The following is an 18,265-nucleotide window of genomic DNA, read 5'->3' on the forward strand; positions in this document are numbered from 1 at the left end:
CACGGAGAGAGGCAGCTGAGATGGACGCACCGAACATCGTGATCGTCGGCGGCGGGTTCGCCGGCGTCGAGTGCGCACGCGGGCTCGAGCACGCACTTCAGCCGGGTGACGCCCGGATCACCCTGGTCAGCCCCACCGACTATCAGCTCTATCTGCCGCTGCTGCCGCACGTCGCCGCCGGTGTCGTCACCCCGCAGTCCGTGGCTCCCTCGCTGCGCCGGATCCTGCGCCGCACGACGTTCCTGCCGGGCGGGGTGATCGGCGTGGATCCCGCGTCCAAGAGGTGCGTCGTACGCAAGATCACGGGGGAGTTCGTCGATCTGTCGTACGACTACTTGCTGCTCACCCCGGGCAGCGTGACCCGCACCTTCGACATCCCCGGTCTGCTCGACGAGGCGCGCGGGATGAAGACGCTCGCCCAGGCGGTGTATCTGCGTGACCATGTGATCGCCCAACTCGACCTGGCTGCGGCCACGTCGGACGAGGACGAGCGGGCGGCGCGGCTGCAGTTCGTCGTGGTCGGCGGCGGATACGCGGGCGCCGAGACCGCGGCCTGCCTGCAGCGCCTGACCACCGCCGCGTCGAAGCGCTACCACCCGCGACTGGATCCCGGGCTCATCAAGTGGCACCTGGTGGACGTCGCCCCCAAGCTGCTCCCGGAGCTCGGTGACAAGCTCGGGGCGAGTGCGCTGCGCCTGCTGAGCGAGCGCGGACTGGAGATCTCCCTCAAGACGACCGTCGCCTCGGTCACGGAGGGCAAGATCACCCTCACGGACGGCCGGGTACTGCCGTCACGGACGCTGGTGTGGACCGCCGGTGTCGCGGCGAGTCCGCTGGTCGACTCGCTGGGCGCGGAGACCGTACGCGGCCGGGTCCTCACCGAGCCGGACTTCAAGGTGCCGGGCCTGGACGGGGTGTTCGCGCTGGGCGACGCGGCCGCCGTGCCCGACCTGGCCAGGGCCGACGGTTCCTACTGCCCGCCGACCGCCCAGCACGCCGCCCGGCAGGGCCGGCACGCGGCGAAGAACCTGGCGGCGGTGCTGCGGGGGCAGCCCATGACGCCGTACAAGCACAAGGACCTCGGCCTGGTCGTCGACCTCGGCGGCCACGACGCGGTGTCCAAGCCGCTCGGTATCGGTCTCAAGGGCGTGCCCGCGCAGGTCGTGGCCCGTGGATACCACCTGTACGCGCTGCGCACGGGCACGGCCCGGATCCGTACGGCCACCAACTGGTTCCTCAACGCGGTGGCGGGCGACGACTTCGTGCGCACCGGCTTCCTCGCCGACCGGAAGGGGACCCTGCGGGAATTCGAGCACACCGACAGGTACCTGACGCCGGAGGAGGTCGCCGCCCGCATGCGCCGCTGAGGCCCGTCGGGTGGACAGGCCCTGGTCATCGTTCGGTGGTGCTGTTCAGCAGGGCGAGGTAGCGACGGGCGAAGAGGTAGGCGTCACCCGGCCAGCGGGCCGAGAGGTAGCGGCCGTCCTCGACGACGAACGCGTCCGTGTCGTCGGCGGCGGTACCGCGCCGGGTCAGGGTGCGGGGACCGCGTGCGAACTGCGCTTCCGGGTCTGCGAGGGCCGCCCTGACCTCGTCCTCCACGTACGCCGGATAGGTGCGGTAGTAGCGGCCGAGGCGCCAGGCGGTGGTGAAGTAGGCCGTGCGTTCCATGTATTTGGGCAGGCAGGTCGTGCGTCGGTCGGCCAGGACACTGCGGCCGGTGGTCAGGTCGCGGGCGCGGGCGAGCACCAGGACGCCGTGGCAGATCGCGCCGACGGGCCGCCCGAGGGCCCAGAAGCGGGCGATCTGCTGGTGAAGCGCCGTCGAGCCGAGGTACTGCCGCATGCCGGGTGCGTGTCCACCGGGCAGCAGCAGGCCGTCGTACTCCATGACGTCGGCCTCGGCCCAGGAGACAGTGGTGGTGAACTCCGGTGCCCCGGTGAGCTGCTCGTAGAAGCGCCGGGGCTCCTCGGCGGCGCCCAGTTGTCCGAAGAGCACCCCCGTCAGCAGCCGCGGGTCCGCCGCCGGCCGGGTGCCCGCGTGCTCGGTGGCGAGCACGACCTCGTGTCCCGCGTCGGTGAGGATCCGCCAGGGAACGGCTACTTCGGTGACGTCGAAGTCGCGGTCGGGGACCGGCATCAGCACACGCATGCGCACATCATGGCAGGCCCCGGGGTCGCCACTGGTACGGCCGGCAGGAGAGTGGCGACTTCCCTTTCCCGCCGACTTGTTGACGCCTACATTGCCGGTTGCCACGTCATCTCAGGAAACGCCCAGGAGCTGATTCCGTGCCCGAGAACCCGGCCGCCTCGAACCTCCCCGCCGAGGAAGTGCTCAGCCGGATCATCACGACGCGTCCGCACACGGCCCGGATCTGGAACTACTGGCTCGGCGGTGGCGACTACTACGAGGTCGACCGGGCGGCCGGGGAGCGGATCCGTCAACTGCACCCGGGTATCGGCGACTACGCGCGGGCGGACCGGCTGTTCCTGGGACGCGCCGTACGCCATCTGATCGCCGAGTGCGGAACACGCCAGTTCCTCGACATAGGCACCGGCCTGCCGACCGCGGACAACACGCACGAGGTGGCGCAGCGGTTCGCCCCGGACGCCCGGATCGTGTACGTCGACAACGACCCGCTGGTCCTGGCGCACGCCCGCGCCCTGCTCACCAGTGCCCCGGAGGGCCGCACCGACCATCTCGACGAGGACCTTCGCAATGTGGACGCCATCCTCGAACGCGCCGCGAGGACGCTGGACCTGAGCGAGCCGGTCGGGTTGATGCTGCTCGGGGTCGTCATCTTCATCGGCGACGACGTGGAGGCGTACGACATCGTGCGCCGACTGCTGGAGGGGTTGCCCTCGGGAAGCCATCTGGTCCTCTCGCACACGATCACCAGCCCGGCGATGCCGGACGTGGATGCCGCCGTCTCCTACTGGAACCAGCACGGCACACCCTGGATCACCCAGCGCACCCCCGAGGCGATCGCCCGGTTCTTCGACGGTCTCGATCTCCTGGAGCCCGGTGTCGTCTCCTGTTCGCGCTGGCGGCCGGAGGCGACGGACGGGGACGAACCGGCGGAAGTGGCCATGTTCGGCGGGGTGGGCCGCAAAACCTGAACCTGAGAACGGCCGAGGGTGAACGCGGGGGCACGGGCGCACGTATGGAAGGAGGGCTCACGACCGGAGCCCCGGCGGCGTAGACGCCGCACCGTACGGCTTCGGGAGCCCATGCATGAGGCACGCACGACGACGGATCGTCCGACGGGGGGCGCGACTCGCGGCCGTCGGCGGGGTCCTCTGCGGAGGGTTGATGGTGACGCACGCCATGGCGAGCGAGCCGTCCGCCGCGTCACGTGCCCCCCAGAGCGCCACCCTGGCCGCCGCGGGCAAGGGCGCGGGCCTGGTGTCGACCCTCGGTACCTCCCGTACGGCGGGCAGTTGGATCGCCGCCGACGGGCGCCCTGTGGTCGCGGTGACCGACTCGGCCGCGGCGGCCGAGGTGGAGAAGGCGGGCGCCCGCCCCAAGGTCGTGAGCCACAGCATGGAGGACCTCAAGTCCGTGACCAAGGCGCTGAAGGCGGCGCCACGAGTCGCGGGCACCGCCTGGGCCATGGACTATGTCCACAACGAGGTGGTGGTGCAGGCCGACCGCACCGTCTCCGCCGCCGACTGGTCCCGGATGAAGAAGCTCGCCGAGAGCATGGGCAGTTCGGTCCGCATGGAGCGGACCGAGGGCACGTTCACCACACGGCTCAACGCCGCCCTGCCGATGTTCTCGACCGGCGGGCGCTGTTCGGCGGGCTACAACGTGACCAACGGACGCAACGAGTTCATCCTGACGGCCGGGCACTGCGGGCCGGCCGGGTCCGTCTGGTTCGGCGACAACCAGGGCGCCAAGCAGCTGGGGCAGACGGTCACCACGGCGTTCCCCGGCAGCGACTTCTCCCTCATCCAGTACAACAACGGTCAGAACGACACCGGTAACAACATCGTCTCGATCGGGGGTGGCAAGGGCGTCCAGATCATCGGCGTCGCCGATCCGACGGTCGGCCAGCGGGTCTTCCGCAGCGGCAGCACCAGTGGACTCCACGACGGTGAGGTGAAGGCGCTCAACGCGACGGTCAACTACCCCGAGGGCACCGTGACCGGTCTGATCGAGACCAATGTGTGCGCCGAACCGGGCGACAGCGGCGGTCCGTTGTTCTCTGAGGGCATCGCGCTCGGCGTGACCTCGGGGGGCAACGGGGACTGCACCGCGGGCGGTACGACGTTCTTCCAGCCGATCACCAAGGCGCTCACGGCGCTCGGGGTGAAACTGACCGGACCGGGGGCCGCGGCCCAGGGCGCGGCGGGAGCCACCGCCCAGTCCTCCCCCGCCCCCGCGTCCTCGCAGGGCGCGGCCGTCGTGCCGGGATCCGCAGCGCCCGGCTCGGTCCAGGCGGTCGGCTCGGGCTCCTCCGAGCCGCTCCTCACCCGCCTCACGGACCCGCAGAACCTCGGCCCGGGGCTGCTGGTCATCGCCGGCAGCATCATCGCGCTGGTCGCCACGCGGTACATCCGCACGGAACAGGATCGCAACCGCTACCGGCGGCAGTACTCGCAGAGTTGGGGCTGAGGCCGGGGCTGCGGACGAGGGAACGGGGCGGAGACTCGCAACCAGGAGTCACGCCCCGTCCGTCACGGGCCCGCGGGGCGGCCGAGCGGACTCACGCCGCCTGTATGGGCGACTGGGGGGCGGCCTCCGCCCACTCCAGGACGAGCCGCTGGTACTCCCGCCGCTCCTCCATGCTCAGCGTCCCACCGGCCCGGAACCAGAGGGCCCGAATCTCCTCGTTGACATCGGCGGCGGACCGCACGGAGTCGGTTTCAGGAGTGGTGGACATGGTGTGAAGCATACGGGCCTTGGCGTGAAGGTGATGTGAGTAAAGGTGCGCCTTGCGACATTACGGACCGTGAACCTGATCACTCGTCCTACGTGGGATCACCCTCCGCACCTGCTGACCGTCCCTCCTCCGTCCCCAGCACCAGCACCTGAATGGCCAGCACCGCGGCCCCGCGCGCCCAGTCGTGGAAGTCGGAGACCTTCGTCTCCAGGTCGACCGGATCGGCCTGCGGGTGGCGGTGTGTGAGGATGGTCTCCTCGACGACCGGGCCCGCCACATCGACGAGTCCGACGCCCTCCCCGGCGAGCAGGATCTTCTGCGGCATGGCGAAGTTGGCGATCTGCGCGACGAGGGTGCCGAGCGCGCGGGCCGCCTCGTCGAGGACGCGGGCCGGCAGCCGGTCACCCGCCGCGGCACGGGCGAGGATCTCCTCGTAGGTCAGGTCCTCGCCGGTGGCGGCCCTGACCTGGTAGCGGATGCTGGGGATGGTCAACAGGGAGATGGCGCTGCCGCGTTCCCCTTCGGGAGTGAGGGGACCGTACGGGTTCACGATCCAGCGGCGGCCCACGCCCCGCCCGTCCTCGACGGAGGCGACCCGGCTGCCGCCGAGGACGAGGCCGTAGCCGATCCCTGCGCCGATGGTGAGGACCACGAAACGGTCGAGCCCACGGCCGGCGCCGAACCAGGTCTCGGCCTCCACGAGGGCGGCGACGTCGTTCTCGACGACCACCGGCAACCCGGTGCGCCGTTCGACGAGTTCGGCGAGTGGGACGTCCGTCCAGCCGAGGAAGGCCGACTCGGCGACGACCGATCGTTTCTCGACACGGCCGCCGACTCCGATGCCGATGCCGGCCGGTGTGGGAAGGGACCGGGTGAGTTCCTCGGTCATCTCCGCCAGCAGATCGGCGATTTCGGCCGGGGTGTGGGTGGTCAGCGGGCGGTCATGACGCGCCACGACGTCGCTGCGCAGCGTGGTGACGACGCCGTAGACCATGTCCTCGGTGATCTTGAATCCGATGAAGGAGCGGGACTCGGCGACGATGTCCAGCGGCTGTGAGGGACGCCCCTGCCGCACCTCCGCGCTCTCTCCCTCCCCCGACTCGACGGCCTCGATCAGCAGGCCGGACTCGATCAGCGGTTTGGTCAGCCGGGTGAGACTGCCCGCCGACAGGTTCAGGCGGCGCGCGATCTCGCTGCGCGACAGCGGTCCGTGCACGAGCACCTCGATCGCCACCGCACGCTCACCCGGACTCAGCGGCGGCCAGCCGGCCTCGGCACGTGTGGTCATGAGGACTCCCACAAGATTTTATTTCGCCTCAGAAGTAATGGCGCCACTCTATGGCACGGCAGTTCGCCGGAAAGGATGCGCACAGGACTCTTGACGCCTTGATTGTTCCGCATCAAAAGTAAATGAGTCCAGGACGAGCCCGACCCGTGAAGTCTCCACCAGTGAAGGATGTTGCTCAGATGACGTTCTCTCTCGGCATCGTCGGCGCCGGCCAGTTCTCCGGCCAGTTCGCGAAGCTGTTCCTCGCCCACCCCGGCGTCGGCGATGTCCACGTCACCGATCTGCTCCCCGAGCGGGCGGACGAACTGGCGGCAGCCGAAGGGCTGTCGGGCACCTTCCCCTCGTACGAGGCGATGCTGGAGTCGAAGGCCGTGGACGCCGTCGCGATCTTCACCCAGCGCTGGACCCACGGTCCGCTGGTGCTCCAGGGACTCCGGGCGGGCAAGCACGTGTACTCCGCGGTACCGATGGCCATCACCCGGGACGAGATCGCGGCGATCATCGACGCCGTACGAACAACCGGACTGACGTACATGATGGGCGAGACCAGCCAGTACAACCCGGCGACGGTGCACGCCCGCAACCAGATCGCCGAGGGCGCCTTCGGGCGGCTGTTCTACGCCGAGGGCGACTACGTCCACGACATGGATCTCGGGTTCTACGAGGCCTACCAGTACAGCGGCGGCGAGAACTGGAAGGCGACCGCCAGCTATCCCCCGCTGCTCTACCCGACGCACTCGGTGGGCGGGGTGCTCGGCGCCTGGCGTACGCACGCGGTGAGCGTGTCGGCGATCGGGGTGCGCGACGAGCGCGGGGACGGGGTGTTCGACAAGGAGGTCAGCCAGTTCGGCAATGACTTCTCCAACGCGACCGCGCTGTTCGAGGTGGCGGGCGGCGGCTCGTTCCGTACGAACGAGTTCCGACGGGTCGGTTATCCCTCGCACATCCGGGAGTCGCGCTTCCGGTTCTTCGGGACCGACGCCAGCATGGAACAGCTCGCGACGGTGAGCTTCTGGCAGGACAAGAAGGGGGTGCGGGACATCACGGAGCTGCTTGAGCCCAAGCCGACGCTGGCGCCGGACGATCCCTCGCTCCAGCACATCGCGCCGGCGCTGCGGTCCGCGTTCACGTCCGGGTCGGCGCCCGTGCACGACCGGGCGCGGCTCCCCCGGGAGTTCGACCACCTGCACAACGGGCACGAGGGCAGCCACCACTTCCTGGTGGACGACTTCGTGACCGCGGTCAACACCCGGACGCTGCCGTCGGTGAACGCGTGGGTCGCGGCCCGCTACACCCTGCCGGGCATCGTCGCGCACGAGTCCGCGCGGCAGGGCGGGGCCAGGCTGGAGATCCCGGACTTCGGGGACGCGCCCGAAGCGTGAGGTCCCCGGGCGGGGCCGGGTGCCGTCAGGTGCCCGGCTTGCGGCCGTACACGAAGACGTCGTCGCCGTTCTTCAGCAGTGACCAGTACTTCTTGGCGGTGGTCGAGGTCATGTTGACGCAGCCGTGCGAGCCGGGCGGGTTCCACATGCTCAGGCCGACCGAGTGGAAGGCCTGACCGCCGTCGAAGAACTGGCTGTAGGGCATGGGCACGTTGTAGATGTCCGAGACGTGGTCGATGTCCCGCCAGTAGATCTTCTTCAGACCGGTGCGGGTCTCGTAGCCGTCGCGTCCCGTGCGGACCGGCACCGGACCGTAGACGAGCCTGCTGCCGTCCTGGATCCAGCTGAGCTGGAGCGTCAGGTTGACGCAGGCGATGCGGCCCTTGTTGACGGGACACTTGCCGTCCTTGTTGGGCTTGTTGCCGACGGCCTTCTGCTTGTTCATCAGGTCCATCACGCCCCAGGTGACGGACCCGGCGTAGCCCGCGTTCGGGGTGATGCCGTGCTTGGTCTGGAAGGCCTGGATCGCCTTGCAGTCGGCGGTGGACTGTCGGCCGTCGACCGGTCGGCCGAGGAACTTCTCCACCTGCTTCTGGTACGGGCCGGTCTGTGTCGTGCAGCTCGCGGCCTGCGCGGGCGCCGTGCCCAGCGCGAGCGTCAGCGGCGCGACCAGTCCGGTGATGCCCAGAGCGACGGCTCCCCGTCTGCGTATGTCCCCCATGTCAGGCCCTTCTGTCTGCGTGTTCACCGGTGTTTCCCTCGTTCTCCGCCTGCTAGACCCACGTCGGGGCGCAGGCGTTGTACGGCTGTCCGGTCTGCGACGAAACGGTGACATTGCGAGCAGTCCAGTGACCCCGAATTGGACCAGGCTCCCAGTGCGCCGCCCGATCTACGCTGCCGCCATGCACCGCACACTCGCCGACGATCTCTCCCGGCTTCCCGAGCTCCTGCAGTCCGCCCGCGACTTCGCCGCCGGGGAGGTGGACGGACTCGACGGGCGTCCTGTCGCCCACTCCGGCAAGGTGCCCGACCCGGAGCCCCTGCCCGCCGAGGGGCACGGCGCGCAGGGGGCGCTGAGTCGGTTCGCCGAGCGCTGGGCGCCCGGATTCTCCGGTTCCGCGGGCCCGCGCTACCTCGGTTTCGTCACCGGCGGCGCGACGCCCGCCTCGCTCACCGGGGACTGGCTGACCGGCGCGTACGACCAGAACGTGTCCGGCGGCGGCGGATCCTCGGCGAGCGCGCTGGAGCGGGAGACGGTGGGCTGGTTGCGCGAGCTGTTCGGACTGGGCGAGGCGCACAGCGGGGCGTTCGTGACCGGCGCGACCGTCTCGAACACGGTCGGTCTGGCGATCGCGCGGGAGTGGCTCGGCGAGCGGCTGGGCGTGTCCGTGTCACGGGAAGGCGCCGCCGCGCTCGGACCGGTCGACGTGCTGTCCGGCTCCCCGCACTCCAGCGTCACCAAGGCGCTGTCCGTGCTCGGCATCGGCCGGGACCGGCTGCGTACGGTGCCGGTGCTGTCCGGGAACCGTGAGGCCGTCGACGTCGAGCGGCTGGCCGCCGCCCTCGATGCGCTCGACGGGCGCCCGGCGGTCGTCGTGGCGAACGCCGGAACCGTGAACACCGTCGACTTCGACGATCTGCGGGCCATCGCCGCGCTCAAGGAGCGGTACGACTTCTGGCTGCACGTGGACGCGGCGTTCGGCGGCTTCGCCGCGCTGTCACCGTCGTACGCGCGGCTCGTCGACGGGCTCGACGCGGCCGACTCCGTCTGTGTCGACCTGCACAAGTGGCTCAACGTCCCCTACGACGCGGCCGTGCAGTTCACGCGCCGCAGGGACCTTCAGGTCCGGGTCTTCCACAACGAGTCCCCGTACCTGGGCCTGCCGACCGGCGACCCCGACTTCCTGCACCTCACGCCGGAGAACTCGCGCCGGCTGCGGGCGCTCCCGGCGTGGTTCTCGCTGATGGCGTACGGACGCGAGGGGCATCGCGAGATCGTCGAGCGGAACATCGCGCTCGCCCGGCTGCTGGGCGAACGCATCACGGAGGTACCGGAGTTGCGGCTCCTGGCACCCGTCCGGCTCAACGTCGTCTGCTTCACCCTCGCGGACGAGCCCACGAGGGAGCGGGTACACGCGCTGGCGGCGGCGGTCGCGGCCTCGGGCGAGACCTTCGTGACGCCGACCGTGTACGCGGGGACGCAGGGGCTGCGGGCCGCCTTCAGCAACTGGCGTACGACCAAGGCCGACACCGAGAGGGTGTTCTCCGTCCTGCGGTCGGCCGCCCTCACGGTCGGACCGCCTTCCGGAAAGCCGTGTTGACCGCCGTGAGGCCGCCGTCGACGCACAGCGTGGTCCCGGTGATCCATGCCGCGTCCCGGGAGGCGAGGAAGGCGACGGCGGCCGCGATGTCGTCCGGTTCACCGACCCGTCCCAGCGGATAGACCCCCGATGCCTGGGCGAGATCGCCCTCGCGGCCCTCCCACGCCGTGGTGCGGACCGTGCCCGGCGCGACCAGGTTGACCCGCACACCGCGGGGGGCCGCGTGCCCCGCGAGGGTGCGCGTGAGGGACATGAGACCCGCCTTGGCCGCGCTGTAGGCATGGTTGCCGAAGTCCTGGATGCCGTTCACCGAGCCGATGTTGACGATGGCGCCCCGGCCCGATGCCACCAGGTGCGGGAGGGCCGCGCGGCTGCAGCGGTACGCGCCGGTCAGGGTGAGGTCGAGGTCATGGGCCCACACCTCGTCCGGCTCGTCCTCGAAGAGCGGGGCGTCGGGAGAGCACCCGTACGCGTTGTTGACCAGGACGTCGAGCGAGCCGAAGGAGTCCACGGCGTACGCGACGGCCGCCTCCACCGCCGCCCGGTCCCCCACGTCACACGCCAACTCCTCGGCCCGCGCCCCCAGTTCGCGGATCGATGCGGCCGTCTTCTCCGCCTCGGCCGGGTCCACGTCCGTGACGAGCACCTGAGCGCCCTCCTCGGCCAGCCGGCGGGCGGTGGCCGCGCCGATGCCGCGGGCCGCGCCCGTGATCAGAACTCCGTATCCTTCAAAGCGCCTCATGACAGATACCGTGCGCCCATGTCCGCGTTCATACAACAACTTCCGGCACTGATCGGCGTGGTCATCGGTGCCCTCGGCTCGTATCTGGCGATCGTGCGGGGCGACCGGGCCCGCTTCCAACGGGAGCGGGCGGCCCGGTGGGAGGAACGGCGGCTCTCGGTGTACGCCGACTACGCGCGGTCGCTGAAGAAGAGCGTCACTCTGACCTACCGGGTGGCGTCATACCTGGGCAACGACCCGCACCCGCACCCCTTGTCCCCGCAAGAGGCCGCGCCGCTGCTGGCCGAGGCCACCCTCGCACGGGATCCGTCCGGCGAGGCGCTGATCCTCCTGGGCAGTCCGCAGGTGGTGGAGCGGGCCCGGACGTGGGTGGTCGGGGTGATGGAGATGGAGCAGTTCCTGCGCGAGGGGACGCGTGACCCGCAGGCGTGGCAGGCCCTGTTGGAGCGGCAGCGCGCCGGGCGCGAGGGCTACTACGCGGCCGTGCGGGACGATCTGGCGCTGCCCCCGGGCCACTCTGCTCGCTGGCCGCTGCAGCCGGTGCACCACACCTGATTTCAGCGATACCCCGTCACATCCGCCGGCCTGCCCGTGTCCTGGACCTCGACGAGATAGCGCCAGGCGTCGGGCCTGCTGCCGTCGCGGTCGGTGAAGCCGTACTCCTGGGCGAGCTGCCCGCTGGAGAGCGAGCGGCCGTTCCAGCGCGCGACGTCCGGGTCGGCGGCCATCGCGGCCACGGCACGGCCGACGTAGAAGGGCGTCTCGGAGATGGCGAAGTGCGGGACGCGCTCGAGGGCGTCCCGCCAGTTCTCCTCGCTGACGTCGAAGGTGTCGAGCATCATCTCCGAGCGCAGCCAGCCGGGGGTGAGCGCGAGGGCGGTGGCGCCGCGCGGGCCGAGTTCGTGGCCGAGGGAGAACGCCATGCGCAGGACGGACGCCTTGGCGAGGTCGTAGAAGAAGGAGACGCGGTAGGTGTCCCGGTTGTACTCGGCGGTGCCGTCGGTCATCTCGACGACGAGACCGCCGGGGGTGCGCAGCAGCAGGGGCAGTGCGTGGTGGCTGGTGATCGCGTGCGTCTCGACGGCCCGGCGCAGCAGCCCGAGGCCCTGGTCGAGGTCGGTCTCCCAGAGCGGGGTGTCCCACTCGAAGTGTTTCTCGCCGCCCCAGACGTCGTTGACGAGGAGGTCGAGGCGGCCCTGTTCGCCGGCGATGCGGGCGACCAGGGCCTCGACCTCGGTGGGGACCAGATGGTCGGTGGGCACCGCGATGCCGACGCCTCCGGCCGCGGTGACCAGGTCCGCGGTGTCCTCGATCGTCTCGGGACGGTCGTACTCGGAGCGGCGTTCGCGCGTGCTGCGTCCGGTGACGTAGACGGTGGCGCCGGCCGCGCCGAGTTCCACCGCGATCCCTCGGCCCGCTCCGCGGGTCGCGCCCGCGACCAGCGCGACCCTGCCGTCCAACGGCCCTGGCATGTCCGACCTCCGTGCTCGTGGCGTTCACGGGCTGCCTTCGCCCGTGTGTCCCCACGAGAGTCCCGCGGAATCCGGACATCTCCTGTCGTGATTCGCTGGTGTGTCGCGACGGGCCCGGCCCGGTCAGTGACCGCGCGCGATCCACTCCTCCAGATGCGGGGCCTCGGCACCGATCGTGGTCGAGTCCCCGTGCCCGGTACGGACGACCGTGTCGGCAGGGAGAGTGAGCAGGCGCTCGCGGATCGACTCGACGATCGTCGGGAAGTGGGAGAAGGAGCGCCCGGTGGCTCCGGGGCCGCCCTGGAAGAGCGTGTCACCGGTGAAGACGGCGCCCAGGCCCGGGTCGTAGAGGCAGACCGCGCCCGGGGCGTGTCCGGGCGTGTGCAGGACGGTCAGGTCCGCGCCGGCCGCCTCGATCACCTGCCCGTCCTGCAGCCAGGCGTCGGGGAGCCGGTCGGGGTGGGTCTGCTTCCACAGTTGCAGATCGTCGGGGTGGAGCCAGATCGTGGCGCCGGTGCGCTCGGCGAGGGCGGGCGCGGCATCGATGTGGTCGTTGTGGGCGTGGGTGCACACGATGGCCAGCAGCCGCCGGTCGCCCACCGCCGCGGCGATGGCGTCGGCGTCGTGCGCGGCGTCGATGACGATCGCCTCGTGGTCGTCGCCGACGATCCACACGTTGTTCTCGACGTCCCAGGTGCCGCCGTCGAGCGAGAACGTACCCGAGGTGACGAGGTGCTCGATCCGGGCGCTCATCACAGCACCACCACCGAACGCAGCACGTCACCGTGGTGCATCCGCTCGAAGGCGGCCTCGATCCCGTCGAGGGCGATCGTCTCGCTCACGAACGCGTCCAGGTCCAGTCGCCCCTGGAGGTGCAGGTCGATGAGCATCGGGAAGTCACGGGAGGGCAGGCAGTCGCCGTACCAGGACGACTTGAGGGCGCCGCCGCGTCCGAAGACGTCGAGGAGCGGCAGTTCGAGCTTCATCTCGGGGGTGGGTACGCCGACGAGGACGACCGTGCCGGCGAGGTCGCGGGCGTAGAAGGCCTGCTTGTATGTCTCCGGGCGGCCGACCGCGTCGATGACGACGTCGGCGCCGAAGCCGCCGGTGAGTCCCTGGATCGCCTCGACGGGGTCGGTCGAGGTGGAGTTGACGGTGTGGGTCGCGCCGAGCTTCGAGGCGGTGGTGAGCTTCCGGTCGTCGATGTCGACGGCGATGATCTTCGCGGCGCCGGCCAGCCGGGCTCCGGCGATCGCCGCGTTGCCGACGCCACCGCAGCCGATGACGGCGACGGAGTCGCCGCGGCCGACGTTGCCGGTGTTGATGGCGGCGCCGATGCCCGCCATCACCCCGCAGCCGAGCAGCCCGGCGACCGCCGGGGAGACCGCGGGGTCGACCTTGGTGCACTGTCCGGCGGCGACCAGGGTCTTCTCCGCGAAGGCGCCGATCCCCAGGGCCGGAGACAGCTCGGTGCCGTCCTTGAGCGTCATCTTCTGCTTGGCGTTGTGCGTGTTGAAGCAGTACCAGGGCCGCCCGCGCAGACAGGCCCGGCACTGCCCGCACACCGCACGCCAGTTGAGGACGACGAAGTCGCCGGGAGCCACGTCCGTGACGTCGTCGCCGACCGACTCCACGATCCCGGCCGCCTCGTGGCCGAGCAGGAAGGGGAAGTCGTCGTTGATGCCGCCCTGCTTGTAGTGCAGGTCGGTGTGGCAGACCCCGCATGCCTGGATCTTCACCACGGCCTCTCCCGGCCCCGGATCCGGCACGACGATGGTCTCGACGCGCACCGGCTCGTTCTTGCCCGGGGCGATCACGCCACGTACTTCCTGCGCCATGGTGGTGAACCCTTCCGTAGATCGACGTACGTCAACCGACCCTACGGTGTGACCCGCCGGTAACCGACCGGGAGAACGCCAGGTGGCGTGCGGCTGCCCCGGTCCAGGGGTGGCGGGCGGCCGGCCCTCCCTCAAGGAGGCCTTCGCCACCTCGCTCGGCCACGCTTTCGCCTCGAACGATCCGGTACGCGCCGCCGTCGGCCGATCCGGTACGCGCCGCCGTCGGCCGATCCGGCCGACGGTCAGGACGTACGGCCCGAGGCAGGTGCGCCGGACAGCGCGAGCCGCGGGACGGGTGGTCGCGAACCCTTCGCGCGCCACCCCGTTGGGGGTACCGACGGGGTCGAGGCCCCGGCCCGCGCGGAGTTCGTCCGCGACGGACCGCGAGACGCAGCTGTGCGCGCAGGGCTGGACGACGACCCGTTCGTGGCAAGCGGCGAGCACGGTCTGCCCCTCCGTCGGCGTCGGAGGGGCAGACAGGGTCCGCCATGAGCCGAGCCCGTCATATGAGCCGGGCCCCGGTCGCGGGCCCGGGAGGAGCCGCCTAGCGTTGAAGACGTCCGGGCGGGGGACGGCACGGCGGACGCGGGGGCCGTCCTGTCTTCGGAGGTCCCCCAGTGGGTACCGTCTCGTTCCTCCTCGTCGTGGTCGTCCTGACGGCCCTGGCCTTCGACTTCACCAACGGGTTCCACGACACGGCCAACTCGATGGCGACGTCGATCGCCACCGGGGCCCTGAGACCGCGGGTGGCCGTCGCCGTCGCGGGAGCGCTGAATCTGGCGGGCGCGTTCCTGTCCACGGCGGTTGCCAAAACCATCTCCGGCGGCATCGTGGACGACGCCAAGGTGTCCCTGGTGATGATCTTCGCCGGGCTGGTCGGCGCTCTCCTGTGGAACCTGCTGACCTGGCTCGCCGGGCTGCCGTCGAGTTCGTCGCACGCGCTGTTCGGCGGGCTGATCGGCGCGGTGTGGGTCGGCGCCGGCGCATCCGCGGTGCAGTTCGGAGCGATCGTCGAGAAGATCCTGATCCCCGCAATCGTCTCGCCGCTCGTCGCCTGTGTCGTGGCCCTGCTGGCGACCTACTTCGCGTACGTCATCACCCGGCGGACGGACCCCGACCAGTCCCGGCGCGGATTCCGCCGGGGGCAGGTCGGCTCGGCGTCGCTGGTGGCGCTGGCCCACGGCACCAACGACGCGCAGAAGACCATGGGTGTCATCACCCTGGCTCTCATCTCCACCGGGGCGCTCGCCCACGACTCCGGGCCGCCCTGGTGGGTGGTACTCATCTCCGGAATGGCGATCGCGCTGGGGACGTACACGGGCGGGTGGCGAATCATCCGCACCATGGGCAAGGGGCTCACCGACATCGAGGCGCCGCAGGGCTTCGCGGCCGAGACCAGCGCGACGGCCGTGATTCTCGCCTCGTCCCACATGGGGTTCCCCCTGTCGACCACGCAGGTGTGCACCGGCAGCATCCTGGGCGCGGGCCTGGGCCGCAAGCTGGCCCAGGTGCGGTGGGGCGTGGCCGGGCGCATCGCGCTGTCCTGGCTGCTCACGCTGCCCGCGGCGGCGGCCGTCGGCGGCGCGGCGGCCTGGACCGCCGGTCACGGCACCGCGGGCGTGGCCCTGGTGGCCGCCGTCGCGGCCGCGGCGGCGGCCGGGTTCTGGGCGCTGTCGCGCCACCGACCCGTGACCCCGGACAACGTCAACGAACTGCCCGCCCGGCCGTCCGAGTGCGTGGAACAGCCTGTGGCGTGAGAGCCGGCCGTCCCGGCCGAGAGCGAAAGCCGTTCCCGGCCGACAGCGAAAGGAGACGCGGCGATGGACATCCACTGGGCCACCCTCGCCGGCGTGTGCGGTGTGAGCCTCGGGATCACGCTGCTCACGGTCGTGCTGTTCTCTGTCGGAATCGCCGTCTGGCCCCGTGGTGACGGCGCAGGCGGAGGCGGAGAACGCGCCCGCGGCGCCAACCGGACGGCCACCGCGGCAGCGGTGCTGTGCTTCGGAGCGTGCCTGGCGGTCGCCGTCTACGGACTCACCCTGATCATCGGCGCCTGACATCCGTCGCACCCGAGGCACCCGCTCATGCCGGACCCGGTCCTCCGGGCTCCAGGCCCGAGGCCTGCTCTGCGGACCCGAACTGCCCGACGCGACAGGGGCGTTGTCAGTGGCGGCTGGCAGGATCGCCGACATGACGGACATCATGGCCGACTGGCGGTCCTTCCTGGCGCGCTGGAGCCAGGAATGGGCAGACGCACAAGACCCCGGCGCGCCGTCGGGCGAGCGACCCGTGCGGGACGAGGAGCCTCTGCGTACGCGCCGGCTGGGGTTCCCGCCCGCGTCCGAGGAGCGCATCCGCGCCCTGGAGGAGCGCCTCGGGCACCGGCTGCCGCCCTCGTACCGGACGTTTGTGGCGGTGAGCGACGGCTGGCGGCATGCGGGCGGCTTCGTCTGGCTGCTGGCCGGTACCGACGCGGTGCGCCGGCACGAGGACGCGGCGGGCCTCGCGGAGTACTTTCCCGGTGATCTGGACGACGACCCCACGCCCGAGGACGTGCTGCTCGCCGGGATGTGGGGGCGGGCGCTGGAGCTGGACGTGGAGTCGGACGCGGTCCACGTGCTGCTGGACCCGGGGGACGTGGACGACGCCGGTGAGTGGGCCGTGTACTGCTACGCGTCGTGGCGCGCGAGTCCTCCGCAACGGTACGCGTCGTTCCGCGCGTTCATGGAGGCGATGTACCGGGAGTTTCACGGACTGCAGGTGAGCCGCTCGGAGCGGGCGGGGGCGGAGTTCGTCAACGCGACGACGAGGGCTCTGGACGCGTCCGTCGAGGCCGCGCGGCTGGACGCGCTGGGCGGGAGGTACGAGCGGGCCGCGGCGTCCCTGGCGGAGGCGATCGAGTACGGCAGGCCCCGGGCGCAAGGGCTGCGCGACCAGATCCGCCGGTTGCTCGGGGAGACGTACATGGTGTCTTTCCCCGGGCTCACGGCGGACCCGCTGTACGCGCCGGAGTTTCTGGCCGTACTGGCGGCCGAGGACGTGCGGCATCACCGGGACCGCCCGTTGTCGGGCCGCCACCTGGGGGGCGCCGGCGACGAGGTGCGCGAGGCGACGGACGAGATCCTGCGGCAGGTGGGGGACGGCACCTTCCGCTACACCGCCGAAGGCCCCTTCGGCCGTGCCGTGGAGGAGGCGCGGGAGCTGGCGCGCTGGGGCGACGGGGACGCGGCCTGGCGCACCCTGCGCGCCGCACTGCCCGAGTGGCGGCCGGTCGGCCCCGAGCACCTGGCGCCGGTCGGCCTGTGCGCCGACCCGCTCCTTGGCCCCCTGATCACCCCGGAGCGGGGCCGGGAACTGCTGGCCACGCCCCGGGCCGGACAGTGGGGCGACGCGCCGGCGCCCACGGCCGACCTGGACCCGCCGGGCCTGGCCTGGCTGGCGGAAGGGGATCCCGGCAACTTCCTGACGTCGTACCGCTTCGTCCTCGTGGAGTCGGTGGCGCCGGCCGAGCTGCCCGCCCGTGTCGGCACCCCCGACGACGCCGTGCTGAACGCGCCGACGACCTTGTGGAACTCGCGCACGCGTTTCCCCGGCAACCGGACTGTGACGTGGGAGGACGAGGCGCTGGCCGCCGTCGGCCGGGCGGGCCCCGGCTGGAGCGTCGCCTTCGAGGCGGCGCCGGGCGGGAGGTTCGACGAACAGCGGTTCGTCTCCCCGGGCGTCGCCGCTTCCCGGGGCACCCGTGCGGTGACGGTGTGGAGCGAGCCGCCCGGCCCCCTCCGTCCCGGTGTCTTCCATCTGTCCGTCTCGGAGAACGGCGAGGAGCGGTACGCGTTCACCGTACGGGGGACCTCGGTCGGCAGACGGGGGTCCGTGCCGGCCGCCCTGGACCCGGACCGTCTCTTCCCGCAGGACGACCCGCACGCCGAACGGCTGGGCGAGCGCCGTGCCCTGGAGGCCCTTGCCGCCGAGTTCGGCGTCCGGCTGCCACGGTTCGCCCTCGGACGCGGACGCCTCCACAGCTTCCGGACCCGTCCCTGGAACCGGCCGCCGGGCCCCGGTGAGGGCTATGTGACGCTGAGCGTGGTCCGCTCAAGGCCGTGACGTCATACCAGCGCGGACCGTCGTCGCCTCATCGACCGCGCGGCCGAGAAGTCCCCTAGGGAGAGTGGGAGTTCGGCCCGCGGTGAGAGCCTCTCGCCGGTGTCCGCGCGGGGAGTCCCCGGTGACCCGATTCTTGCCCTGCGCGGGCACACTTCCCTGACACAGGCAACCCACAGGTCCCGTTTCGCTTCCTTCGAGGCGCGAGGGGCTCCCGGCACCGACGGGACGCCCGC

Annotated in this window: 17 protein-coding genes; 9 read left to right on the forward strand and 8 right to left on the reverse strand. The window is 71.3% G+C overall.

Going from position 1 to position 18,265, the window contains the following annotated elements:
* Positions 1 to 20: 20 nt before the first annotated feature.
* Positions 21 to 1,367: an NAD(P)/FAD-dependent oxidoreductase gene (locus ACFZDJ_RS17760; RefSeq protein WP_168514500.1), complete on the forward strand. Its 1,347-nt coding sequence runs from the start codon at positions 21 to 23 to the stop codon at positions 1,365 to 1,367.
* A 25-nt stretch (positions 1,368 to 1,392) separates the two neighbouring features.
* Here ACFZDJ_RS17760 and ACFZDJ_RS17765 read toward each other — a convergent pair whose 3' ends face one another.
* A complete protein-coding gene (locus ACFZDJ_RS17765; RefSeq protein WP_391059991.1) occupies positions 1,393 to 2,151 on the reverse strand; it encodes a type 1 glutamine amidotransferase domain-containing protein in 759 nt (252 codons plus the stop codon).
* Positions 2,152 to 2,288: 137 nt separating this feature from the next.
* Between ACFZDJ_RS17765 and ACFZDJ_RS17770 the strand changes: the two genes are divergently transcribed.
* Together ACFZDJ_RS17770 and ACFZDJ_RS17775 are read left to right on the forward strand one after the other, a co-directional pair.
* Positions 2,289 to 3,119 (forward strand): SAM-dependent methyltransferase, encoded by an 831-nt coding sequence (locus tag ACFZDJ_RS17770; RefSeq protein ID WP_391059993.1) that lies wholly within the window; start codon positions 2,289 to 2,291, stop codon positions 3,117 to 3,119.
* Between the two features lie 115 nt (positions 3,120 to 3,234).
* A complete protein-coding gene (locus ACFZDJ_RS17775; RefSeq protein WP_391059995.1) occupies positions 3,235 to 4,617 on the forward strand; it encodes an alpha-lytic protease prodomain-containing protein in 1,383 nt (460 codons plus the stop codon).
* A gap of 91 nt (positions 4,618 to 4,708) precedes the next feature.
* Here ACFZDJ_RS17775 and ACFZDJ_RS17780 read toward each other — a convergent pair whose 3' ends face one another.
* A complete protein-coding gene (locus tag ACFZDJ_RS17780) occupies positions 4,709 to 4,897 on the reverse strand; it encodes a hypothetical protein (protein WP_095850844.1) in 189 nt (62 codons plus the stop codon).
* A gap of 76 nt (positions 4,898 to 4,973) precedes the next feature.
* Positions 4,974 to 6,173 carry an ROK family protein gene (locus ACFZDJ_RS17785; protein WP_391059997.1) on the reverse strand — a complete coding sequence of 400 codons (1,200 nt, stop codon included), beginning with the start codon at positions 6,171 to 6,173 and terminating at the stop codon, positions 4,974 to 4,976.
* A gap of 179 nt (positions 6,174 to 6,352) precedes the next feature.
* On the opposite strand from ACFZDJ_RS17785, the gene ACFZDJ_RS17790 reads away from it, so the two are divergent.
* Complete coding sequence (locus tag ACFZDJ_RS17790; RefSeq protein WP_391059999.1) at positions 6,353 to 7,555, forward strand: Gfo/Idh/MocA family oxidoreductase; 1,203 nt, start codon at positions 6,353 to 6,355, stop codon at positions 7,553 to 7,555.
* A gap of 25 nt (positions 7,556 to 7,580) precedes the next feature.
* Here the strand turns inward: ACFZDJ_RS17790 and ACFZDJ_RS17795 are convergent, their stop codons facing one another.
* Positions 7,581 to 8,276, reverse strand: coding sequence for a L,D-transpeptidase family protein (locus tag ACFZDJ_RS17795; RefSeq protein WP_390936216.1), 696 nt, complete (start codon positions 8,274 to 8,276; stop codon positions 7,581 to 7,583).
* Between the two features lie 181 nt (positions 8,277 to 8,457).
* Here ACFZDJ_RS17795 and ACFZDJ_RS17800 point away from each other — a divergent pair, with 181 nt between their 5' ends.
* Positions 8,458 to 9,876: an aminotransferase class I/II-fold pyridoxal phosphate-dependent enzyme gene (locus ACFZDJ_RS17800; protein ID WP_390936030.1), complete on the forward strand. Its 1,419-nt coding sequence runs from the start codon at positions 8,458 to 8,460 to the stop codon at positions 9,874 to 9,876.
* Here ACFZDJ_RS17800 and ACFZDJ_RS17805 read toward each other — a convergent pair.
* Complete coding sequence (locus ACFZDJ_RS17805) at positions 9,842 to 10,618, reverse strand: glucose 1-dehydrogenase (protein WP_391060002.1); 777 nt, start codon at positions 10,616 to 10,618, stop codon at positions 9,842 to 9,844. The two genes, ACFZDJ_RS17800 and ACFZDJ_RS17805, sit on opposite strands and share 35 nt — an antisense overlap.
* A gap of 18 nt (positions 10,619 to 10,636) precedes the next feature.
* On the opposite strand from ACFZDJ_RS17805, the gene ACFZDJ_RS17810 reads away from it, so the two are divergent.
* Positions 10,637 to 11,173: a hypothetical protein gene (locus tag ACFZDJ_RS17810; RefSeq protein ID WP_391060004.1), complete on the forward strand. Its 537-nt coding sequence runs from the start codon at positions 10,637 to 10,639 to the stop codon at positions 11,171 to 11,173.
* A 2-nt stretch (positions 11,174 to 11,175) separates the two neighbouring features.
* On the opposite strand, the gene ACFZDJ_RS17815 is transcribed toward ACFZDJ_RS17810, so the two are convergent.
* The 3 genes from ACFZDJ_RS17815 to ACFZDJ_RS17825 form a co-directional block, all read right to left on the reverse strand.
* Positions 11,176 to 12,090 (reverse strand): SDR family oxidoreductase, encoded by a 915-nt coding sequence (locus tag ACFZDJ_RS17815; RefSeq protein ID WP_391060006.1) that lies wholly within the window; start codon positions 12,088 to 12,090, stop codon positions 11,176 to 11,178.
* A 123-nt stretch (positions 12,091 to 12,213) separates the two neighbouring features.
* Entirely contained in the window at positions 12,214 to 12,843 is a 630-nt protein-coding gene (locus ACFZDJ_RS17820; RefSeq protein WP_384918272.1) for an MBL fold metallo-hydrolase, read from the reverse strand.
* Positions 12,843 to 13,928, reverse strand: coding sequence for an S-(hydroxymethyl)mycothiol dehydrogenase (locus tag ACFZDJ_RS17825; protein WP_168514484.1), 1,086 nt, complete (start codon positions 13,926 to 13,928; stop codon positions 12,843 to 12,845). The genes ACFZDJ_RS17820 and ACFZDJ_RS17825 overlap by 1 nt, the downstream gene beginning before the upstream one ends.
* Positions 13,929 to 14,545: 617 nt before the next feature.
* Between ACFZDJ_RS17825 and ACFZDJ_RS17830 the strand changes: the two genes are divergently transcribed.
* The 3 genes from ACFZDJ_RS17830 to ACFZDJ_RS17840 all read left to right on the forward strand — a co-directional run bounded on the left by ACFZDJ_RS17830 (position 14,546) and on the right by ACFZDJ_RS17840 (position 18,032).
* Positions 14,546 to 15,685: an inorganic phosphate transporter gene (locus ACFZDJ_RS17830; protein WP_390936041.1), complete on the forward strand. Its 1,140-nt coding sequence runs from the start codon at positions 14,546 to 14,548 to the stop codon at positions 15,683 to 15,685.
* A 63-nt stretch (positions 15,686 to 15,748) separates the two neighbouring features.
* Complete coding sequence (locus ACFZDJ_RS17835; RefSeq protein WP_391060008.1) at positions 15,749 to 15,985, forward strand: hypothetical protein; 237 nt, start codon at positions 15,749 to 15,751, stop codon at positions 15,983 to 15,985.
* A gap of 133 nt (positions 15,986 to 16,118) precedes the next feature.
* A complete protein-coding gene (locus tag ACFZDJ_RS17840) occupies positions 16,119 to 18,032 on the forward strand; it encodes an SMI1/KNR4 family protein (RefSeq protein ID WP_391060010.1) in 1,914 nt (637 codons plus the stop codon).
* The last annotated feature ends 233 nt before the right edge of the window (positions 18,033 to 18,265 follow it).

Source organism: Streptomyces sp. NPDC007896 (assembly GCF_042959425.1).
GTDB lineage: Bacteria > Actinomycetota > Actinomycetes > Streptomycetales > Streptomycetaceae > Streptomyces.

Bases quoted from the DNA above. Each gene is read 5' to 3' on its own strand.
- ACFZDJ_RS17760 (WP_168514500.1), top strand. From the start codon at position 21: ATGGACGCACCGAACATCGTGATCGTCGGCGGCGGGTTCGCCGGCGTC.
- ACFZDJ_RS17765 (WP_391059991.1), bottom strand. From the start codon at position 2,151: ATGCGTGTGCTGATGCCGGTCCCCGACCGCGACTTCGACGTCACCGAA.
- ACFZDJ_RS17775 (WP_391059995.1), top strand. From the start codon at position 3,235: ATGAGGCACGCACGACGACGGATCGTCCGACGGGGGGCGCGACTCGCG.
- ACFZDJ_RS17780 (WP_095850844.1), bottom strand. From the start codon at position 4,897: ATGCTTCACACCATGTCCACCACTCCTGAAACCGACTCCGTGCGGTCC.
- ACFZDJ_RS17785 (WP_391059997.1), bottom strand. From the start codon at position 6,173: ATGACCACACGTGCCGAGGCCGGCTGGCCGCCGCTGAGTCCGGGTGAG.
- ACFZDJ_RS17790 (WP_391059999.1), top strand. From the start codon at position 6,353: ATGACGTTCTCTCTCGGCATCGTCGGCGCCGGCCAGTTCTCCGGCCAG.
- ACFZDJ_RS17795 (WP_390936216.1), bottom strand. From the start codon at position 8,276: ATGGGGGACATACGCAGACGGGGAGCCGTCGCTCTGGGCATCACCGGA.
- ACFZDJ_RS17800 (WP_390936030.1), top strand. From the start codon at position 8,458: ATGCACCGCACACTCGCCGACGATCTCTCCCGGCTTCCCGAGCTCCTG.
- ACFZDJ_RS17805 (WP_391060002.1), bottom strand. From the start codon at position 10,618: ATGAGGCGCTTTGAAGGATACGGAGTTCTGATCACGGGCGCGGCCCGC.
- ACFZDJ_RS17810 (WP_391060004.1), top strand. From the start codon at position 10,637: ATGTCCGCGTTCATACAACAACTTCCGGCACTGATCGGCGTGGTCATC.
- ACFZDJ_RS17815 (WP_391060006.1), bottom strand. From the start codon at position 12,090: ATGCCAGGGCCGTTGGACGGCAGGGTCGCGCTGGTCGCGGGCGCGACC.
- ACFZDJ_RS17820 (WP_384918272.1), bottom strand. From the start codon at position 12,843: ATGAGCGCCCGGATCGAGCACCTCGTCACCTCGGGTACGTTCTCGCTC.
- ACFZDJ_RS17825 (WP_168514484.1), bottom strand. From the start codon at position 13,928: ATGGCGCAGGAAGTACGTGGCGTGATCGCCCCGGGCAAGAACGAGCCG.
- ACFZDJ_RS17835 (WP_391060008.1), top strand. From the start codon at position 15,749: ATGGACATCCACTGGGCCACCCTCGCCGGCGTGTGCGGTGTGAGCCTC.
- ACFZDJ_RS17840 (WP_391060010.1), top strand. From the start codon at position 16,119: ATGACGGACATCATGGCCGACTGGCGGTCCTTCCTGGCGCGCTGGAGC.